Origin of the sequence: Mesorhizobium loti, from assembly GCA_014189435.1 — a bacterium.
GTDB lineage: Bacteria > Pseudomonadota > Alphaproteobacteria > Rhizobiales > Rhizobiaceae > Mesorhizobium > Mesorhizobium loti_G.
The window spans coordinates 6,742,231-6,762,779 of sequence record CP050293.1 but is presented as its reverse complement, the minus strand read 5'-3'; the positions used below and the strand labels follow the sequence as shown (position 1 = coordinate 6,762,779).

Here is a 20,549-nt window from a genome sequence, read left to right as displayed (position 1 = left end):
GAGATGGTGGTTTTTGGCGGCACTCGAAGTCGTTACCGACCCGTGCAGACATCGTTCAAGCATAGCGATCCGCCTGGCAACAACCAGGGAACCATTCCCGCGCACCGTACGTTCTGGCTGTTCTAGGGCACGACGCCGCCATTTCAACCCGGGCGCCAGCCAAGTTTGCAACGTCATCCGCATCGCCTGATGCCAGGAGCGCCTCATGATGGAAGACACGGCAGGACGGATCATGGTCCGGGCGGCAATGAGGGCTCCCTACCTCGAACGTGACGAGGAGCATCGGCTGGCATTGCTCTGGAAAGAGGACAACGACCAGAACGCGCTGCACAGCATCACCGTCGCCCATATGCGGCTAGTCATTTCCATGGCCTCCAAATTCCGCCATTACGGCTTGCCGCTCGGCGATCTGATCCAGGAGGGTCATGTCGGCCTGCTCGAGGCCGCGGCCCGCTTCGAGCCGGAGCGCGAGGTGCGGTTCTCGACCTATGCGACGTGGTGGATCCGCGCCTCGATGCAGGACTACATCCTGCGCAACTGGTCGATCGTGCGCGGCGGCACCAGCTCGGCGCAGAAGGCGCTGTTCTTCAACCTGCGACGCCTACGCGCGCGGCTGGCGAATGGTGCTGAGCCGCTGTCCAACGCAACGCTCTATCGCGAAGTGTCGGAGGCACTCGGTGTCTCCGAAGCCGATGTGGCGATGATGGATTCGCGGCTGTCGGCACCCGACTCCTCGCTCAACATGCCGATTGCCGACGATGCGGGTTCGACCGAGCGCATGGATTTCCTGGTCTCGGACGATCCGCTGCCCGACGAGATCGTCGGTGACAAGATCGATGTCGCGCGCCGCTCGCTCTGGCTGAGGGAGGCGCTTCGCGCGCTCAACGCACGTGAGTTGAGGATCATCGAGGAACGCCGGCTGAACGACGAGGGCGCGACACTCGAAGCGCTCGGCGAGACGCTCGGCATTTCCAAGGAGCGCGTCCGCCAGATCGAGGCGCGCGCCATGGAAAAGCTGAAGGTGGCGTTGGTGAAGCGGAACCCGGAGTTCATGGCGACCGCCGCCTGATCTGCGTCAGACGTCCAGTAGCGTGAATTTGTAGCTTACTTGTCGGTGACGATCTTGACCTTGTCTCCGGCCGAAACCGCGGCGCCCGGCGACAGCGCGTTGAGCACGCGGAACAAATCGAGCTTACGGTCGACGCCGACCATCTGCGCCGAAAGCGAACCCATCGTCTGCCCCGGCTGAACGGTGACGACGCGGATATGCAGCGGCTTCAAAGCCGCCTTTTCGGCAGCGCTGAGGATCCGGAACGAGCCGCTGACCGAACGCGCCACGGTGTCCAGCGAGGTGCTGGCCGAAGGGGCAGCGGTCAGCAGCCGGTAGACCTGGCCGCCGGCACGGATCACGGCGATGTCGAACTGCCAACCTTCGGCGCCGGCATGCGCCGTCGCCGCCTCATTGCCGTTGATGGTTTCCTGCTTGACGGTGCTGTCGTCGAGACCAGCCACCCAGCCGCTGCGGATATAGTCGGTCAGTGCGCGGTTCTTGTCGATCGAGACGCCGTCGAAGCGGATCGCCATATCGCCGGGCCCGGTTGCGGTCACCGCGGCGGCCGAATTGTCGATGATGAAGCCCTGCGGCACCGAGAAGGACACGCCGAGGCCCGGATGCAGGAAGGTTTCGCCGCGTACATAGCCTTCCTCGGGCGTGTCGCCATAGAGCAGGCCGTCTATGCCGGCGAGGAAGGAATCGCGGTCTCGCGTGCCGAAGCCTGGCGCGCCGAACTGACGGGCATGGCGCTGCGCCAGATCGATGCGCTGCGGCGTGTTGGGGTGCGTGGCCAGGAAGTCGAGGCTGGCATCGGTGGCGCCGCTGATCGAGCGGAAATCGGTGTAGGCCGACATCGACTGCAGGAAGCGGCCGGCGGCGAAAGGATCGTAGCCGGCTTCGCCGATCGACTTGATGCCGATGGCGTCGGCTTCCAGTTCCTGATTGCGCGAAAATTGCGCCAGCCTCAGCTTGCCGCGGATCAGCGCCGCCTTGGCGGTCGGGCTGTCGCCGAGCACGTCGGAAACCACCTTGGTCGCCAGGCCTTCCTCGGCCTCAAGCTGCTGGCGCTGCAGGCCGTGATTGGCGGTGACGTGGCCCATCTCATGCGCGATGACCGCGGCAAGCTCGGCCGAATCATTGGCCAGCGCCAACAGGCCGCGCGTGATGTAGAGATAGCCGCCCGGCAGCGCGAAGGCGTTGACGTTGGGCGAATTCAGGATGGTGATGCGATAGGTCTGCGTCGGATTGGCCGAGACCACCGTCAGATTGCCGACCACCTTGGCAACCATGCGCTCCAGCTTGGGATCGGAATATTCGCCGCCATAGGTCGCCAGGATGCGCGGGTGCTGCGCCTTGGCCAGTTCGGCGAGCTTGTTGTTGGCGCCCACATTGTCGACCGTGATCGGCCTGTCGGATGGCTGGAAGCCGGATTCCTGAACCTCGGGCGGCGTGAACATCTGGCAGCTTGCCAGCGCCACGGCAAAGCCGGCCAGCGCAAGAAAGCGCGCCAGCGGCTTCATTCCCAGTGTATTAGCGCCGATCGCCAGAACGGCTTCCTTTCGGGTCCCGGCGCATGATCACGAAAATCGGGGGCGATCTTCGGAATGTGTCATGCGCTATATATCTCAAACTGCTGCAGTATCCGTTGCCCGTCCCTCAGAGGCGAGCGGCGGATACTGCAGGCAAATCACGTCCTGTGCCGGACCAGTAGGGCGGACCTAGCCACACTCCTCCAGTCATGGCAAGCAAGCGCCACATCGCCTGGAACCGGTTTGGCCGTAAATTATGTCCGCTTCCGGGCAACATCTCGTGATACGGCATCCCCGGCACCCGCGCCGATATAGCGCCGGAACGCTTCCGGACCAGCCCCGTTGAAGAAATCGTCCGCCTTGCCGGTTGCGGCAACCAACCCATTGTCGAGAAACACGATATGCTCGCCGATGCGACGGGCGTCTTCCGGCTGATGCGTGACGAACAGCACCGTCATGCGCCGCTCGGCATGAACGGCGGCGACCAGATCCAGCATGTCGTCGCGCAAAGCGGGCCCAAGCGAGGCGAAGGGTTCGTCAAGCAGCAGCACCGGCCGGTCGCGCACCAGCACCCGGGCCAGTGCGACGCGCTGGCGTTCGCCGCCGGAGAGTTCGCGCGGCAGGCGTTTCTCCTTGCCGGCGAGGCCGGTGCGCGCAAGCGCCTCTGCGATCGCGGTGCGGTCCGCCTCGGTTAGCCCTAGGGATGGCGAGCGACCGAGCCCGACATTCTGCTCGACGGAAAGATGCGCGAAGAGATTGTTCTCCTGGAACACCATGGACACAGGTCGCACCGAGGCCGGCTCGGCGCTGACATCGACCCCGCCGATCAGCACGCGGCCCGACTGCGGGGTCTCGAAGCCGGCGACCAGATTGAGCAGCGTCGACTTGCCCGACCCGCTCGGCCCCATGATGGCGGTGATCTTGGCCGTGGCGAACTCGACGTCGAAGACAAGCGGCGCCTCGCCATAGCTGCCATGACTACCATAACTGAACGACACCTTGTCGAGCCGCACCGGAGCGCCCTTTTCAAGCCTGCTGGCCGCCCCGTCACGCATCCCCGACCTTCTCCCTTCCCAGCCAGTGCGCCGCCACGATCAAAGCGAGGCAGACGAGGCCGAGCAGCAATGCCAGGCCGGCGGCGTCCTCGGTGCGATAGCTGCCCATCCGCGCCAGGAGAAGGTAGGGCAATGTCTGCACCGAATCACTGCCGAACAAGGCAATGACGCCGAGATCGCCGAGCGACAGCGCCATGGCGAAAGCGAAAGCCGTGGCGAGCGGCCGTCGCAGCGACGGCCAGTCGACCAGCATCAGCCGGTTCCAGCCCGCAATACCGAGCTGAGCACAGAGCCTTTCATGACGCTCGCTCGCCGCATCATAGGCGGGACGGACGGCGCGCAGGGCGAACGGCATCGCCATCACCGCATTGACGGTGACGACCATGACCGGGGCGATGGCGAAGACATCGCCGACATGGCGCAGCAACAGGAACCAGCCGGCGCCAACGACGATCGGCGGCACGACCAGGACAAAGCCGGCGCCTGTGTCGGTGGCATGTTCGAGCAGTGTCTTGCGGCCAGCCCGGCGGTTCAGCGCCAGGGCCCGCCGTGCCATGGTCAGCGCCAGCGACAGCGTCACCGAAAGCAGCGCCGACAGGAAGGCGAGCACCACGCTGGTCAGCGTCGCCTGCCGGACAGTGGCCTCCCCGGCCAGCCGGCCGAGATCGGCACCCAACCCGGCCATAACTGTCGCCGCCATCGGCCCAACGACGAACAGCAGCGCCAAGACGATGAGCATGGCATTCAGCCAGGTCTCGGCCCCGTTGACTGAGAGATAGCGGCGTTGCGCGACCGGCAAATTGGTGTCGCCGACCACATTGGCGCCTAGCCGCGTCAGTGCCAGCACCACGATGAAGGTCAAGGCGATCTGCAGCAGCGTCAGCGTCACCGCGCGCGCGGGATCGAAATCGAAGCGCAGCGCCTGGTAGATGCCGACCTCCAGCGTCGTCGCGGCCGGCCCGCCGCCCAGTATCAGCACGATCGTGAAGGATGTGATGCAGAGCATGAAGACCAGCCCGGCGACACCCGGCAACGCCGCACGCAGCGTCGGCCATTCGATCAGCCGGAACGCCGGCCGCGCCGACATGCCAAGCTGGCTCGCCAGCCGCCATTGGTCGGCTGGAATCGTTTGCAGCGCCTCGAGGAACAGCCGCGTCGCCAACGGCAGGTTGAAGAAGACATGGGCGACGAGAATGCCGGACAGGCCATAGATCCCCGGCCAGCTTCCACCGCCGATCATGGCGAGCATGCCTGCGAAATAGCCGGCACGGCCATAAAGCGCCAGGATGCCGAGGGCCGCGACGATGGCCGGCAGAGCCAACGGTACGGCGAAGAGCTGCAAGATGAAGGCACGGCCAAAGAAGCGTGGATGCCGCGACAGCGCGCGCGCCACGAACAACGCCGGGCCGACGGAAAGCAGGGTCGACAGCGCTGCCTGCCAGAGCGTGAAGCGCACGACGCGAAGCAGATAGGGATCGAAGGCTGTCCAGGCGCTCGAGAAATCATGGGCGCCCTCGAAAAGCAGGCCAGCAAACGCGCCGCCGATCAGCAGCGCGATTGCAGCGAGGGCGACAATGCCGGCGCTGACGCGGGGGTCAGACACACGCCTTCCACCCTCCCCCTTGTGGGGAGGGTCGGGGCGCGGATGCCGCGAAGCGGTATCCGCGAGCCGGGGTGGGGGGTGAGGCAGTGCTCAGCGTCGCAGCCCCCACCCCGCTCCGCTTCGCGGATCGACCCTCCCCACAAGGGGGAGGGTGAAGCGCGCGCTCACTTGCTCATCACCGCCAGCCATTCATCGACCCAGGCTTTGCGGTTGGCGGCGACCTCCTCGGGGCTGAACAGCAAGGTCTTGGTCGGCTTGACCAGTTTGTCGAAGGCCGGGTTGAGCGGCTTGTCGGTCTTGCCTGCCGGGAACATCCAATTGGTCTCGGGGATGGCATCCTGGAATTTCGGTCCGGTCATGAAGGCCATGAACTTTGCCGCCAGCGGGTTCTTAGCCCCCGTCGTGGTGATGCCCGCCACCTCGATCTGCAGATATTCGCCCTCCTCGAAGGAGGCCGCCTGGTAGCGCTCGGTTTTTTCGGCGACCATGTGGTAGGCCGGTGACGTCGTGTAGGACAGCACCATCGGCGCCTCGCCCTTGGTGAACAGGCCATAGGCCTCGCTCCAGCCCGGCGTCACGGTCAGCACCTTCGCCTTGAGCTTGGCCCAGGCTTCCGGCGCCTTGTCGCCATAGACCGACTTGACCCACAGAAGCAGGCCGAGACCCGGCGTCGAGGTGCGCGGATCCTGGATGACGATCTTGTCGTCGGCACTGCCTTCGACCAGGTCCTTCAGGCTCTTCGGCGGCGTCTTCAGCTTCTCGGTGTCGTAAACGACAGCGAAATAACCGTAGTCAAAGGGGACAAAAGTGTCGTCGCTCCAGCCGCCCGGCACATCGACATCGGTCAGCGCGCCATGCGGCGCGAACAGGCCTGACGCCTTGGCATCGGCAGTGAGATTGGTGTCGAGGCCAAGCACGATGTCGGCCTTGGTCGATGCGCCTTCCAGCTTGACGCGGTTGAGCAGCGCGACGCCATCGGCGACCGAAACGAACTCGACATCGCAGCCGCATTCGGCCTCGAATTCCTTCTTCACCACGGGACCCGGACCCCAGTCGGCGGTGAAACTCTCATAGGTGTAGACGGTGAGCTTATCCTTGGCCAAGGCCGGTCCGGACAGCACCAAGGTCATTGCTGAGACAAGAGAATATAAAAGCGTGCGCATCGGCGCCTCCTTCGTTCGAATTGAAAGGAATTGAGGCGTCGGACTGTCCGAAACGTCTAATCCCTCCGCCGGTACAAACCGGATCAGGTTCAGCGGGTTGGCGAGATTGCCTCTCAGCCGGTCCGCGAAGATCGCGTCCGGCACCCCGTTAGAGCGTTTCGACACATAGGCCGGGCCGATCAGCCGCGCAAGTGGGAGTTTGCCGCCTTCCGTTTCCCGTGCCGGGCTGGTAAGGGCCACACGATATGAGCACATTCACCATCCTGCTTGGCGGCGATCTCATCCGCACGCCACGGCTCGACCGCCAGGTCGAAGGCTCCCGCGTCATCGCCGCCGACGCCGGCATCGGCCATGCGCGGTTGCTGGGTCTCGTGCCGGAGCTGTGGGTGGGTGATTTCGATTCGGTGCCGGCCAACCTGCCTGACGATCTCGCTGCCGTGCCGCGCCGGACCTTCCCGGCGGAAAAGGACCAGACCGATGGCGAACTGGCCATCGCCGCCGCACTCGAGCGCGGCGCGACCAGACTGGTGCTCGCCGGCGCCTTCGGCGGCAAGCGCGCCGACCACGCTTTCCTGCATCTGGCGCTTGCCCTGCGGCTGGCCGAGGCCGGGACTGATGTGCTTTTGACCAGCGGCGCCCAGGAAGGCGTTCCCCTGCTGCACGGAACGGCTGGCTTCGACTATCCCGACGGCACGCTGTTTTCGGTGCTCGGCTTTTCCGAGCTTGCCGGCCTGACCGTCACCGGCGCCAAATGGCCGCTGAACCACGTCAAGGTGGCGTTCGGTTCGTCGCTGACCGTCTCCAACGAGGTCAAGGGCCACCTCGAAATCGCGCTGGACCATGGCCGCGCGATGCTGCTCGCTCATCCCTATCCCTTACCTGAAAGCTGACATGGCCCCGCCCCTTCTCAACCTCGACGGGATAAAGCTGACCTTCGGCGGCACGCCGCTGCTCGATGGCGCCGCCTTGACGGCTTCGGCCGGCGACAAGATCGCACTGGTCGGCCGGAATGGATCCGGCAAGTCGACGCTGCTGAAGATCGCCGCCGGCCTGATCGAGCCGCAGGACGGCGAGGTGTTCCGCCAGCCTTCGGCAACCGTCCGCTATTTGCCGCAGATGCCCGATATGGAGGGCTTTGCGACGGTCCGCGCCTATGTCGAGGCGGGGCTCGGGCCCGCCGACGATCCGTACCGCGCCAGCTATCTGATGGAGCATCTCGGCCTGTCGGGCGAGGAGCGGCCGAACGACCTGTCCGGCGGCGAGGCGCGGCGTGCCGCCCTTGCCCGCGTCATGGCGCCGGAACCGGACATCCTGCTGCTTGATGAGCCGACCAATCATCTCGATCTGTCGGTGATCGAATGGCTGGAAGAAGAGCTTATCCGCACTTCCTCGGCACTGATCGTCATCTCGCACGACCGCCGCTTTCTCGAGCGCGTGTCGCGCGCCACCGTCTGGCTCGATCGCGGCCAGACCCGCAGGCTGGACAAGGGCTTTGGCCATTTCGAGGAATGGCGCGACCTCGTGCTGGAGGAAGAGGAGCGCGAACAGCACAAGCTCGGCCGCCAGATCGTGCGTGAGGAGCACTGGCTGCGCTACGGTGTGACGGCGCGGCGCAAGCGCAATATGCGCCGGCTTGGCGAATTGCAGACCATGCGCCAGCGTTTCCGTGGCCATCGCGGCGCCGAAGGATCAGCCACCATGGTGGCCAGCGACGCCGCCGAATCCGGTAAGCTGGTGATCGAGGCGAAGAACATCGAGAAGAGCTTTGGCGATCTCACCGTGGTCAAGGGGTTCTCGACCCGCATCCAGCGCGGCGACCGCGTTGGCCTGGTCGGGCCGAACGGCGCCGGCAAGACGACTCTCTTGAAGATGCTGACCGGTGAGATGAAGCCCGACGCCGGCTCGATACGGCTTGGCACCAATCTGGAGATCGCCACACTCGACCAGAAGCGCGAGGCGGTCGACCCGCAGGAGACGCTGGCGCAGTATCTCACTGACGGGCGCGGCGAGAACCTCGTCATCAATGGCGAGCAGCGCCACGTCGTCTCCTACATGAAGGATTTCCTGTTCAAGCCGGAGCAGGCACGCACCCCGGTGCGCGAGCTGTCCGGCGGCGAGCGGGCGCGGCTGTTGCTGGCGCGCGTGCTGGCCCGGCCGGCAAACCTTCTGGTGCTCGATGAGCCGACCAACGACCTCGACATGGAGACGCTGGAACTGCTTCAGGAACTGGTCGCCGGTTTTGCCGGAACCGTCATCCTGGTCAGCCATGACCGCGATTTCCTCGACCGCACCGTGACCAGCCTGATCGCGCCGGATGGTGACGGCCGCTGGATCGAATATGCCGGCGGTTACTCCGACATGCTGGCGCAGCGCGGCGGCACCCGGCTGGACGACCGCAAGGCGCGCGCGAAGGCCGAAAACGGCGATGCGGGCAAGAGCGAGCCGGCGGCGCCAAAGGGGCCGGCGAAGAAGCTGTCATTCAAGCAGAAATTCGCGCTGGAATCCCTGCCCAAGAAGATCGAGGCGGTGATGGCGTCGATCTCAAGGCTTGAGAACAACATCGCCGATCCGGCCTATTACGAGCGCGACCCGGCCTCCTTCCAGAAGACCATCGCCGCCCTCGACAAGGAGCGCGCGACGCTGGCGGCGCTCGAGGAAGAGTGGCTGGAGCTGGAGATGTTGCGGGAAGAGATGGAGGGGTGAGGATTGCGTGCGGGCTTTTATGCGCCTACATTATGCGCATAAAAGGACGCGATCCCCATGCTTCAGTCGACGCCAAAACCTCAGCGACAATCTGTTAACACGTCCATTGATTCTCAGCTGATCAGAGACGCCAAGGCGTTGGGCATCAACATCTCCCGCGCCGCCGAAGCGGGTATCGCAAAAGCGATTGCGGCGGAAAAAACGCGTCGTTGGCAAGAAGAAAATAAGGAAGCTATTCAAAGCTCCAATGAATATGTCAGGCGCAACGGGCTGCCATTGGCCAAGCACCGGCTGTTTTGATGGCACGCTACGATCTCTATCGGAATGCCGAAGGTAGCGGTTATCTTCTCGATGTTCAGTCCGACCTTCTTGAGGGACTGACCACGAGGGTCGTCATTCCGTTGATGCCGCCCGACATAGCCCCGGTTCCGGGCCGCCGTCTAAACCCGACCTTCGCAATCGACGGCAGGATTCATGTGATGGTCACACAATTCATGTCAGCCTTGATGGCCTCAGAATTGCCGGATGCCGAGGGAAATCTTTCCAGGCACCACGACGACATCGTCGCCGCGCTCGACATGCTGTTCCAGGGCTTCTGAACGAAAGCGGCAGTCCGGCGTTTCTCAGCCAGCCGTCTTCGCCTGCCAGGCCTTGATCGCCTCGTCGAACACCTTCTCGCCGGGAATGCCCTTTTCCATGGTCAGCAATGCCCGCCGTCCGGTCTTGTAGACGACCGGCACGTCGATCCAGTCCTGGCCGCGAAGCAAGGTCATGTTGGCGTCTTCGTCGGCCTTGGTGTCGTTCAGCGCGACGAGGAAGAAACCGTCGGCGATCTTGGCCGGAATGCCGATCAGCGGGCTGCCGGCATCCTGTTCCGAACTCTTCATGGCGACGCGCAGGATGTTGTCGACGCCGCCGCCCTCGAAACCGTCGGGCGTCAGGAAGATCATCTCGATGATGTGGCTGGCCGGCAGTGTCTGGTCGGTGTTGCGGCGGATGGTCATGCGCAACTGGATGTCCTTGCCGGGAATGGTGGCCTCGGCGCGGATCGCCGGCTCCGGCGGCAGGTCGCCACCGGGCGATTCCTGCACCAGCGACCAGACGATGTTGCCGGGCTCGGCGGAGCCCTGGGCAGTGCTGGTGCGCTCTTCATAGAAGATCGCCTTCTGGCCAACCGGCAGAGCGGTTTGCGTCGGCGCGGCTGCCGGTGCCGCCGGCGCAGCGCCTGCCGGCGCTGGCGGGGTGGCGGCAGCATCCGCTGGGGCAGCGCCGGTGGCAGGCGGCGTCGCGGGCGCGGGGCTTGGTGCCGGCGCTGCGGCAGGTGCGGCCGCGGCTGGGGTGCCAGCGGCCGGTGCGGAAATCGCCGGCGCATTGGTCGCCGAGGGCGGTGTGGTCAGCGCGGCGACTGATTCGCCTTCGCCGATGCCGCTTTGGCCACCGGCCGGGCCGGGGTCGACTTCACTGCCTTGCGGCGTCAGCCGCTGCGTGAATTTCGTGCTTTCGGCTTCCGTGCCGCCGGCTGCGGGCGCCGGCGGCGTTGCCGCGGCATCATTTGCCGGCTTGGCCGGTGCTGGTTTCACTGGTTCGGTCTTCGCGACCTGGCTGCCGCCAAGCCCCAGCATCTTGCCAAAGGCGTCCTTGTTCAGCCAGATCCCGTAGCCGCCGCCGGCAACGACCAGCAGCGCGACCAGGGCAGCGATGAGCCCGCCATAGTTGCGCTTACGCTCGGCGGGACGCAGGCGCTGGAAGGTGTCCGACACCGGCTCTTCGTTGCTGGAAAAGACATCGGCCCCGTCGTCCGCCTCGTCGGCGTCCATACCAGCAGCATCCATACCTGCAAGAGGCGCGTCGGCGCGAGCTGGCTGGGACGGTGCGGCCGCGGGCTTCCAGCTTGGCTCGACCTTGGCGGCGGGGGGCGGAGCGGGTTGATAAGGTTCAGGCTTGGCGACAGGCGGTGCCGGCCAGGCCGATTCCGCCTTCGCCGGCTGCCGTGTGTGGCTCGGCTGGTTCTTGTTGCGATCTATCGAGGAAAAGATGTGTTCCAGTTCCGCGAGCGGGTCGGTCTCAGGCACGCTCTTGGCATAGTCCCGCTCGACGCTCGCGATGGCGTCTTCCAGGGAGCGTTTCTGCTTGGCTATGACCTCCGCGGACAGCGGCGGCGAGAATTCCGCAAGTTTCTTGACGAGTGCGGAACGAGCGCCATCGTAGGTCCGCGTGCGCGTTTCCGGCGTCGGCTCGCCGTACTTGTCGAGCGCCTTTTTCAGAACAGCAACGAAATCTGCCATGCTTCAGTCGACCTGTATTTTGTTTCCGCGCCGGCCCCCGCAAATCAGCCGCGATGCCCGGAAAGGCTTCAGAAACTAGTCTTGAAACGGATCGGTCACAAGTATCGTGTCGTCGCGTTCCGGGCTGGTTGAAAGGAGCGCGACCGGGGCACCGATCAGCTCCTCGATGTAACGGACATACTTGACCGCCTGGGCCGGCAGATCGTTCCAGCTGCGTGCGCCGGCGGTGGTGCCCTTCCAGCCTTCGAGCGTCTCGTAGACCGGTTCGACACGCGCCTGCGCGCCCTGGCTGGCCGGCAGATAGTCGATCATCTCGCCGTCGAGCCGGTAGCCGGTGCAGACCTTGATCTCGTCCAGCCCGTCGAGCACGTCGAGCTTGGTCAGCGCGATGCCCTTGATGCCGTTGACGGCAACGGCCTGGCGCACCAGCACCGCGTCGAACCAGCCGCAGCGACGCTTGCGCCCGGTGACGACGCCGAATTCATGGCCGCGCGTGCCGAGGAATTCGCCGATCTCGTTCTTCTGCTCGGTCGGGAACGGACCTTCGCCGACACGCGTCGTATAGGCCTTGGTGATGCCGAGCACATAGCCGATAGCGCCCGGACCGACGCCGGAGCCGGCGGCAGCCTGGCCGGCGACCGTATTCGACGAGGTGACGAACGGATAGGTGCCGTGGTCGATATCGAGCAGCGTGCCTTGAGCGCCCTCGAACAGGATGCGCTCGCCAGCCCGACGCTTGTCGTCGAGGATTTTCCAGACCCGGTCCATATAGGGCAGGATCTCGTGCGCGACCGAGGTCAATTCCTGCATGATCGCGTCATGTGTGACTTCCGCATGGCCAAGCCCGCGACGCAGCGCATTGTGGTGCGTCAGCAGCCTGTCGACCTTCAAGGGGAGCGTTTCCAAATCCGCCAAATCCATCACCCTGACCGCGCGCCGGCCCACCTTGTCCTCGTAGGCGGGGCCGATGCCACGACGGGTCGTGCCAATCTTCGTTCCGGAATTGGAGGCGGCGTCCTCGCGGAATCCGTCCAGTTCCCGATGCAGGGACAGGATAAGCGCTGTGTTTTCGGCTATTTTCAGGCGATCCGGCGTGACTTCGACACCCTGAGCCTTGAGCTTCGCCACTTCGGCGACGAAGGCGTGCGGGTCGAAAACGACGCCGTTGCCGATGATGGACAGCTTGCCCTGGCGCACGACGCCCGACGGAAGCAACGACAATTTGTAGACCTTGCCGTCGACGACCAGCGTGTGGCCGGCATTGTGGCCGCCCTGGAAACGCACCACGACATCGGCGCGCTCCGACAGCCAGTCGACGATCTTGCCCTTGCCTTCGTCGCCCCACTGCGAGCCGACGACCACCACATTGGCCATGTTTGTTTTCCCTTGAGACGCCGCGTGGCGGCTGGAAGACTGTTCAAAACGACAGGCCTCTATAACGTCAAGACCTCGCGAGCGCGACCTTTCTTTGCCGCCGAAAATGCCTTGAGGCACAACAATTTTCGGCTTTGACATCATTTACTTGGGCGCACGGGGGCAATAGGCCCGCAAACACGGCCATTGGCCTCCGGAATCCCGCGATGCATCGAAGCGCCTACATATTCCTGCTGCTCACCACCTTGCTGTGGGGTGGCAACTCGGTGGCCGGCAAGCTGGCGGTCGATCACGTCTCGCCAATGACGCTCGTCTTCCTGCGCTGGGTGCTGGCCGTGGCGATCATGCTGCCGATAGGCTTGAAGACAATACGCAAGGACTGGCCGGTGGTGCGCAAGCACTGGCTCGTGCTGGCTGCCCTGGGCGCCAGCGGCTTCGCCTTGTTCAACACCATCTTCTACACGGCGCTCAACTACACGACAGCGATCAACGTCTCGATCGAACAGGCGGCGATGCCGATCCTGATCATGACAGCCAATTTCGTCTTCTTCCGCCTGCGCGTGAACTGGGCGCAGATTGTCGGTGTCGTGCTGACCATCGCCGGCGTGATCCTCACCGCCTGCCATGGCGATCCGCGCCGGCTGTTGACGCTGGAGCTCAATTTCGGCGACGCCATCATGCTGGTCGCCGTGTTTCTCTACAGCGGCTATTCGGTCGGGCTGCGGCTGAAGCCGGTGATGCATTGGCAGAGCCTGATGCTGGCCCTGTCGGTTGCAGCACTCGTCACCTCGCTGCCGTTCTTCCTGTGGGAGATCGCCGCCGGCAAGGTCATCGTGCCCGATGCGCGTGGCTGGGCCGTCATCGTCTACACCGCGATCGGCGCCTCGGTCGTCTCGCAGATCCTCTATATCAGGGGCAACGAACTGATCGGCGCCAACCGCGCTGGCCTGTTCATCAATCTGGTGCCGATCTTCGGCACGCTGCTGTCGGTGCTGATTGTCGGCGAGACGTTCCAGCTCTATCAGGCACTGGCTCTGGTGCTCGTGCTGGGCGGCATCGGACTTGCCGAACACAGCGGGCGCAAGATGGCGATCCAGCGATCCGCCAGGACACGCTGAACGAAAAAGGCGCGGACCAGGCCGCGCCTTTGGATATGTCACGGCAGTCCGGGATCACATCGCGTTGACGTCGAACTGCAGCCGCTTGGCCGAGTCGATCGACTTGTGCGCCTTGACTTTTTCCAGCACGTTCTCCGGGAACGGCGCGTCGAGATAGAGCAGCGCGATGGCGTCGCCGCCCGGTCGGTTGCGACCGAGCTGGAAGTTGGCGATGTTGACGCCGTTCTCGCCGCACACGGTGCCGAGCAGGCCGATGATGCCCGGCGCGTCGGCATTGGTCGTGTAGAGCATGTGCTGGCCGACCTCGGCATCGAGATTGATGCCCTTGATCTGGATGAAACGCGGCTTGCCGTCGGAGAAGCAGGTGCCGGCGATCGAGCGCGTCATGTGCTCGGTCTTCACCGTCAGCTTGATGTAGCCGTCGAACACGCCCGACTTGTCGCGCTTGACCTCGGCGACGATGATACCGCGCTCCTTCACCATGATCGGCGCCGACACCATGTTGACGTCGGAGACCTGCGGCCTGATCAGCCCGGCAAGCGCGGCGCTGATCAGCGCGCGTGTGTTCATCGTCGCGGTCGAGCCGTCGAACAGGATCTCGACCTCATTGATCGGATCCTCGGTGACCTGGCCGACGAAGGAGCCGAGCACCTCGGCGAGCTTGACGAAGGGCTTCAGCCGCGGTGCTTCCTCGGCGGTGATCGACGGCATGTTGATGGCGTTGGAAACGGCGCCCTTGATCAGATAATCGGCCATCTGCTCGGCAACCTGCAGCGCGACATTCTCTTGCGCTTCCGCTGTCGAAGCGCCGAGATGCGGCGTCGCCACCACGTTCTCCATGCCGAACAGTTCATTGTTCTCGGCCGGTTCGACCTCGAACACGTCGACGCCGGCGCCCGCCACCTTGCCGCTCTTCAGCGCCGCGACCAGGTCGGCCTCGACGATCAGCCCGCCGCGGGCGCAGTTGATGATGCGCACGCCCTTCTTCATCTTGGCGATCGCCGCCGCGTCGATGATGTTGCGCGTCTTGTCGGTCAGCGGCGTGTGCAGCGTGATGAAGTCGGCGCGGGCGAAAAGCTCATCCAGCTCGACCTTGTCGACACCGAGCTCCTCGGCACGCTTGTCCGACAGGAATGGGTCGAAGGCGATGACATGCATCTTCAGCCCGACGCCGCGCGTCGCGACGATCGAGCCGATGTTGCCGCAGCCGATGACGCCCAGCGTCTTGCCGGTGATCTCGACGCCCATGAAGCGGTTCTTCTCCCATTTGCCGGCATGGGTAGAGGCGTTGGCTTCCGGAATCTGGCGGGCAAGCGCGAAGATCATCGCCACCGCATGTTCGGCCGTCGTGATCGAATTGCCGAAGGGCGTGTTCATCACGATGATGCCCTTGCGGCTCGCCGCAGGGATATCGACATTGTCGACGCCGATACCGGCGCGGCCGATGACTTTGAGATTGGTGGCGGCGTTGATCAGCTTTTCGGTGACCTTGGTCGCCGAGCGGATGGCGAGGCCATCATACTGGCCGATCACTTCGGCGAGCTTTTCCTTGTCCTTGCCGAGATCGGGCAGATAGTCGACCTCGACGCCGCGATCCTTGAAGATCTGCACGGCGGTGGGAGAAAGTTTGTCTGAGACGAGAACGCGGGGCGCCATGGCGGCCTCCTTGAAATGGATTTGATCCTGATGGGAAGGGGCGGCCCGAAGGCCGCCGCGAATGCTCTCAGGCCGCTGCTTTGAGCGACGCCTTCTGTGCGGCGAAGGCCCAGTCGAGCCAGGGCAGCAGTGCTTCGAGATCCGATGTCTCGACCGTCGCGCCGCACCAGATGCGCAGGCCGGGCGGTGCATCGCGATAGGCGCCGATATCATAGGCGACACCTTCCTTATCGAGCACCGACACCAATCCCTTGGCGAAAGCCGCCTGCCCGTCGGCATCGAGCGCCGACACGTCCGGGTCGGTGAAGTGCAGGCAGACCGAGGTGTTCGACCGCGTCGCCGGCAGGGTGGCGAGATGGCCGAGCCATGAGGACTTGCCGACAAAGCGATCGAGGACGGCCGCATTGGCATCCGCCCTGGCGATCAGCGCATCGAGGCCACCGATCGACTTCGCCCAGTTGAGCGCATCGAGATAGTCTTCGACGCACAGCATCGAGGGCGTGTTGATGGTTTCGCCCTTGAAGATGCCCTCGATCAGCTTGCCGCCCGAGGTCAGCCGGAAGATTTTCGGCAGCGGCCACGAAGGCTTGTAGGTCTCCAGCCGCTCGACGGCACGAGGCGACAGGATGAGCATGCCGTGTGCGCCCTCGCCGCCCAGCACCTTCTGCCAGGAGAAGGTGACGACATCGAGTTTTTCGAAATCGAGCCTCTGTGCGAAGGCGGCGGAAGTCGCGTCGCAGATGGTCAGGCCCTTGCGGTCCGCGGGAATGAAATCGCCGTTCGGCACGCGCACGCCGGACGTGGTGCCATTCCAGGTGAAGACCACATCGCGATCGAAATCGATCTTGGTAAGGTCGGGCAGTTCGCCGTAGCCGGCTTCGATCCTGCGCACATCGGCGAGCTTCAACTGCTTGACCACGTCGGTGACCCAGCCGGAGCCAAAGCTCTCCCAGGCGACCATGTCGACGCCGCGCTCGCCGAGCAGCGACCACAGCGCCATCTCGACGGCGCCGGTGTCCGATGCCGGCACGATGCCGATGCGGTAACCCGCCGGGACCTGGAGAATGTCCCGCGTCAGCTCGATCGCCTGTTCGAGCTTGGTCTTGCCGATCTTGGCGCGGTGGGAACGGCCGAGCGCGGCAGCTTTCAGCGCCTCGACCGACCAGCCGGGGCGTTTTGTGCAGGGACCTGAGGAAAAATTGGGGTTTGCCGGACGGAGTCCGGGCTTCGTATGCGTCGTCATCGTGGTCTATCCTTCCAGATAGTGGCCCCTCGTTGGGGAGGGGTGGCCCACGGACGGCGATATTCGTTCGCGCTTCGGGCGTCAAGAGGAAAGTTTTTGTCGCTGTCGGGATACTGGCGATCCGTGATCAGGATGTCGTGACTTCAAACGCAAACGGCGGACCCGAAGATCCGCCGTCCCTTGATCCTCGTGCTCGCGGCGCCTACCAGAGATCGTAGCGCAGCCCGAGCTTGACCTGATGATTGCTGATCCCCTTGCGGATCGGATAGGAATTCAGGCTCTCTGCCGTTACGTATTCGGCTTCGGGGGCGGAAAAATACTGGTAGCCCAGATCGACGGAGACATTCTTCGACAGCTGGTAGGCGAGGCCGGCATTCAGCGTGTAGGCCAGGGAGTACTGGGTCTTGCTGTCGCTCACCACGAAATCGTCCGTGTCGTCGCCATTGTTTGTGAAATAACTCGCCGACAGGCTGCGCTTGCTGCGGACGACACCGATACCGGCGCCGAGATAGGGCGTGATCCCGACATAGGTGCCAAGATCGACATAGCCGTTGAGGATGCCCGACAAGGCGTAGTTCTTCAGGGACGCCGATGCCACGGTCGCCGTAGCTGGCGCTATCACGGTCGCGGTATCGTCATAGCCGACGCCGATCTTGTTGCCGGGCAGATAGCCGAGATTGAGGTCGGCGCGCAGATAGTCGTTGAAATGGTAGCCGAAGCCGATGCTGGCAAAGATCGGATCTTCCTTGTTGCTGAAGCTCGCCGTCGCGGAGGCGAAATCCTGATTGTCGAAGCTCTTCTGCGGCAGATAGGAGACATCGCCGCGCAGATACCAGCCGGAGCCGACCTCGACCGGCACATAGTCGGGCGCCTGGTCGACATAGACCGGCGGATCGTAGTCGGCTGCATGCACGGGCGTCAGCGGTGCGAGGGCGAGTGCGACAAGCGCCATACGCGATATGAGTTTCATGGTCCCCGACTCCCGAATTTGGCGCCGCAAGCAATCGCAACGGCAGCCATCGTTTCAAGGAGCATTGTTAACCATAGTGGTTAAGTGCCGGTTAAGGCTAACGGAGCGTTAGCAGATTGATTTTCAAGAATTTCAGCCGAAACGCACAAACGAAAACCGCCCGGTCGATGCCGGGCGGTTCGCGGACTTCAAGCAGTGCAGGTGTTACTTGGTGTAGATCGGCTCGGGTTCGGGCTGGTAGGCGACGACCGGTGCGGCGCAACCATTGTTGCCGCCGAACTGATAGCGCAGGCCACCGCGCACTTCGTGCGTGTTGATGCCGCGGTCGAAGCCGGGGCCGGAGCTGCTCACGTCCCATTCGAACATGCGGCCGCCCTGGATATGGCTGAAGCGGTAGCCAGCATCGAGGATGATCTTGTCGGTCAGGCAGTAAGAAGCGCCGGCCATCACAGCGTAGGCGAAACGCCAGTTGGACGCTCCCGGATTGGTCTCGGTGGTGTTCGGGTCGTAGACAGTATCCCACTTGACGCGCGCACCGCCGATGCCGGCGCCGACATAGGGCGTGATGCCGTGATAGGTGCCGATATCGACATAGGCATTGGCCAGCAGCAGCAAGGCGCTCATCTTCGACACTTCGGTCGATGTTCCGTTGATATCCGAGGTGCCGCCGTTGAAGTTCGACTTGAACCAGTAGTCAGCGGTCAGATCGGTACGGAAGTGGTCGTTGATCTTGTAGCCGACGCCGGCGCCGAGCGAGAAGCCGCCCTTGAGCTTGCCGAAATCGAAACTTCTGGTGCCGGGCGTGACCGTACAATTACAGGGATCGACGGTGTAGGTCATGTAGTCGATGCCACGCACGGTCGACTTGTGATAGTCGATGTCGCCGCGGATGTACCAGCCGCCGACTTCGGCCGGCTGTTCGTAGACCGCCTGAGGCGGAGCTTCTTCGACCACCGGCTCCGGCAGGTCGGCTGCGAACAACGGTCCTGCCAGGCCCGCGAACAGTAAGGCGAGCAGGACCTTTCTTGCTGTATTGAACATGCTTGTCACCCCTGAGAAGCTCGGAACGGCGAACCCGCCCGAAATGCGATTGGCTTTCAGTCGTGGATAATGAATTGCAAAGGTTAAAAGGCGTTTAACCCTGTTGCTTAACCACGAATCTCGAATCTTCGAGGGATAGGTGCACGGTTTCCGGAACCTCGGAGCACCCGCCGGCCAACGAAAAAGCCCGCCGAAAGAGGCGGGCTTTGAAACTGGTGAAGTGCGCCGCGACGCCCTTGCGGGCGCTCTGGGGATCAGGCGGCGCTGCGCGTTTCCGAGATGACTTCCACGATGCCATTGACGACGGACTCGACCAGTTGCGGGTCGTCGCCTTCGGCCATCACGCGGATCAGCGGCTCCGTGCCGGATGGCCGGATAACCAGCCGCCCGGCCTTGCCAAGACGGTGACGGGCATCTTCGATGGCTGCCTTGACAGGCGCTTCCTCGAGCGGCTTGCCACCGGAAATATGGACGTTCTTGAGAAGCTGCGGCACCGGTTCGAATTTCTTCGACAGTTCGCTGACCGGCCGCCCCTGCCGCTTGATACAGGCCAGCACCTGCAGCGCCGAAACGAGGCCATCGCCAGTGGTCGAGAAATCCGACAGCACGATATGGCCCGATTGTTCGCCGCCGACATTCAGCCCATGCGCGCGCATATGCTCGACGACATAGCGATCGCCGACCTTGGTGCGGTGCAATTGCAGCTTCATGTCGCCGAGAAAGCGCTCGAGGCCGAGATTGGACATGACCGTCGAAACGACGCCGCCGCCGGCCAGCCGCCCACTCTGGTGCCAGGATTCGGCGATCAGCGCCATGATCTGGTCGCCATCGACGATCGCGCCGTTTTCATCGACGATGACGACGCGATCGGCGTCGCCATCGAGCGCGATGCCAATGTCGGCGCGCACTTCGTGCACCTTCTTCTGCAGGCCGGCGGGATGGGTCGAGCCGCATTCCTTGTTGATGTTGAAGCCGTTGGGCTCGACATTGATGGCGACGACTTCGGCGCCCAGTTCCCACAGCGCCTCGGGCGCTACCTTGTAGGCCGCGCCGTTGGCGCAATCGACGACGATCCTCAAGCCCGAGAGTGACATCGAGCGCGGCAAGGTGCGCTTGGCGAATTCGATGTAGCGGTCATGCACGCCATCGACGCGCTTGGCGCGGCCAAGCCCGTCGGAATCGGCGAGCGCCAGTTCGATATCCTTGTCGAGCATGCTCTCGATGCGCTCCTCGATCTCGTCGGAGAGCTTGTAGCCGTCGGGTCCGAACAGCTTGATGCCGTTGTCGTAGTAGGGATTGTGCGAAGCCGAGATCATGACGCCGATATCGGCGCGCAGCGAACGCACCAGCATGGCCACCGCCGGCGTCGGGATCGGGCCGAGCAGGAACACGTCCATGCCGGCGGCACAGAGGCCGGCGACCATGGCATTCTCGATCATATAGCCGGAAAGCCTGGTGTCCTTGCCGAGCACGACGCGGTGGCGATGGCTGCCGCGCTGAAAGGAGAGGCCGGCGGCCATGCCGACCCGCATCGCGATTTCCGCGGTCATCGGAAACTTGTTGGCGCGCCCGCGAATGCCGTCCGTGCCGAAATAATTCCCTGCCATGCTAGCCAGTTTCCTCGACGTTTCTTCCCCGGCACGTCATGCCACAATTGGCCAGGGCGCTATGATCACATTGTGTGATTATATGTTACCAATCCTTAGAAAATCATTGTTGTGCACCGCACACAACATGGCTGCAACCTAACACGCC

At 63.8% G+C, this 20,549-nt stretch carries 17 protein-coding genes and 1 riboswitch; of the genes, 6 read left to right on the top strand and 11 right to left on the bottom strand.

Annotated elements, in window-relative coordinates:
* The first annotated feature begins 205 nt into the window (after positions 1-205).
* Positions 206-1,069, top strand: a complete 864-nt coding sequence (locus HB777_32475) for an RNA polymerase factor sigma-32 (GenBank protein QND68204.1) — start codon at positions 206-208, stop codon at positions 1,067-1,069.
* A gap of 35 nt (positions 1,070-1,104) precedes the next feature.
* On the opposite strand, the gene HB777_32470 is transcribed toward HB777_32475, so the two are convergent.
* The 4 genes from HB777_32470 to HB777_32455 form a co-directional block, all read right to left on the bottom strand.
* Positions 1,105-2,574: a M48 family metalloprotease gene (locus HB777_32470; GenBank protein ID QND68203.1), complete on the bottom strand. Its 1,470-nt coding sequence runs from the start codon at positions 2,572-2,574 to the stop codon at positions 1,105-1,107.
* 263 nt (positions 2,575-2,837) lie between these two features.
* The gene (locus HB777_32465; GenBank protein QND68202.1) at positions 2,838-3,638 is read right to left on the bottom strand and encodes an ATP-binding cassette domain-containing protein; all 801 of its coding nucleotides are present in this window, start codon (positions 3,636-3,638) and stop codon (positions 2,838-2,840) included.
* Positions 3,631-5,241, bottom strand: coding sequence for a thiamine/thiamine pyrophosphate ABC transporter, permease protein (gene thiP, locus HB777_32460; GenBank protein QND68201.1), 1,611 nt, complete (start codon positions 5,239-5,241; stop codon positions 3,631-3,633). Before thiP ends, HB777_32465 begins: the two co-directional genes overlap by 8 nt.
* Before the next feature lie 164 nt (positions 5,242-5,405).
* Positions 5,406-6,404 (bottom strand): thiamine ABC transporter substrate binding subunit, encoded by a 999-nt coding sequence (locus HB777_32455; GenBank protein QND68200.1) that lies wholly within the window; start codon positions 6,402-6,404, stop codon positions 5,406-5,408.
* A 43-nt stretch (positions 6,405-6,447) separates the two neighbouring features.
* Positions 6,448-6,562, bottom strand: a riboswitch (TPP riboswitch).
* A gap of 87 nt (positions 6,563-6,649) precedes the next feature.
* Here HB777_32455 and HB777_32450 point away from each other — a divergent pair.
* Genes HB777_32450 through HB777_32435 form a run of 4 tightly spaced genes read left to right on the top strand, consistent with a single transcriptional unit; the run spans position 6,650 to position 9,706 of the window.
* Complete coding sequence (locus tag HB777_32450) at positions 6,650-7,294, top strand: thiamine diphosphokinase (protein ID QND68199.1); 645 nt, start codon at positions 6,650-6,652, stop codon at positions 7,292-7,294.
* 1 nt (position 7,295) lies between these two features.
* Positions 7,296-9,107 carry an ABC-F family ATP-binding cassette domain-containing protein gene (locus HB777_32445; GenBank protein QND68198.1) on the top strand — a complete coding sequence of 604 codons (1,812 nt, stop codon included), beginning with the start codon at positions 7,296-7,298 and terminating at the stop codon, positions 9,105-9,107.
* A 57-nt stretch (positions 9,108-9,164) separates the two neighbouring features.
* Positions 9,165-9,407: a type II toxin-antitoxin system CcdA family antitoxin gene (locus tag HB777_32440; GenBank protein ID QND68197.1), complete on the top strand. Its 243-nt coding sequence runs from the start codon at positions 9,165-9,167 to the stop codon at positions 9,405-9,407.
* Positions 9,407-9,706: a plasmid maintenance protein CcdB gene (locus HB777_32435; GenBank protein ID QND68196.1), complete on the top strand. Its 300-nt coding sequence runs from the start codon at positions 9,407-9,409 to the stop codon at positions 9,704-9,706. The genes HB777_32440 and HB777_32435 overlap by 1 nt, the downstream gene beginning before the upstream one ends.
* 24 nt (positions 9,707-9,730) lie before the next feature.
* Here the strand turns inward: HB777_32435 and HB777_32430 are convergent, their stop codons facing one another.
* Positions 9,731-11,392, bottom strand: coding sequence for a hypothetical protein (locus tag HB777_32430; protein ID QND68195.1), 1,662 nt, complete (start codon positions 11,390-11,392; stop codon positions 9,731-9,733).
* Between the two features lie 75 nt (positions 11,393-11,467).
* The gene (locus HB777_32425) at positions 11,468-12,766 is read right to left on the bottom strand and encodes an adenylosuccinate synthase (protein QND68194.1); all 1,299 of its coding nucleotides are present in this window, start codon (positions 12,764-12,766) and stop codon (positions 11,468-11,470) included.
* A gap of 206 nt (positions 12,767-12,972) precedes the next feature.
* Here HB777_32425 and HB777_32420 point away from each other — a divergent pair, with 206 nt between their 5' ends.
* On the top strand, positions 12,973-13,884 hold the full coding sequence (locus tag HB777_32420) for a DMT family transporter (protein ID QND68193.1): 912 nt from the start codon (positions 12,973-12,975) through the stop codon (positions 13,882-13,884).
* Positions 13,885-13,938: 54 nt separating this feature from the next.
* Here HB777_32420 and HB777_32415 read toward each other — a convergent pair whose 3' ends face one another.
* The 5 genes from HB777_32415 to HB777_32395 all read right to left on the bottom strand — a co-directional run bounded on the left by HB777_32415 (position 13,939) and on the right by HB777_32395 (position 20,401).
* Positions 13,939-15,540: a phosphoglycerate dehydrogenase gene (locus HB777_32415; protein ID QND68192.1), complete on the bottom strand. Its 1,602-nt coding sequence runs from the start codon at positions 15,538-15,540 to the stop codon at positions 13,939-13,941.
* A 67-nt stretch (positions 15,541-15,607) separates the two neighbouring features.
* A complete protein-coding gene (locus HB777_32410) occupies positions 15,608-16,783 on the bottom strand; it encodes a phosphoserine transaminase (protein QND68191.1) in 1,176 nt (391 codons plus the stop codon).
* 202 nt (positions 16,784-16,985) lie between these two features.
* Positions 16,986-17,753 (bottom strand): porin family protein, encoded by a 768-nt coding sequence (locus HB777_32405; protein QND68190.1) that lies wholly within the window; start codon positions 17,751-17,753, stop codon positions 16,986-16,988.
* A 204-nt stretch (positions 17,754-17,957) separates the two neighbouring features.
* Entirely contained in the window at positions 17,958-18,794 is an 837-nt protein-coding gene (locus HB777_32400; protein ID QND68189.1) for a porin family protein, read from the bottom strand.
* A gap of 254 nt (positions 18,795-19,048) precedes the next feature.
* The gene (locus tag HB777_32395; protein ID QND68188.1) at positions 19,049-20,401 is read right to left on the bottom strand and encodes a phosphoglucosamine mutase; all 1,353 of its coding nucleotides are present in this window, start codon (positions 20,399-20,401) and stop codon (positions 19,049-19,051) included.
* Between the last annotated feature and the right edge of the window lie 148 nt (positions 20,402-20,549).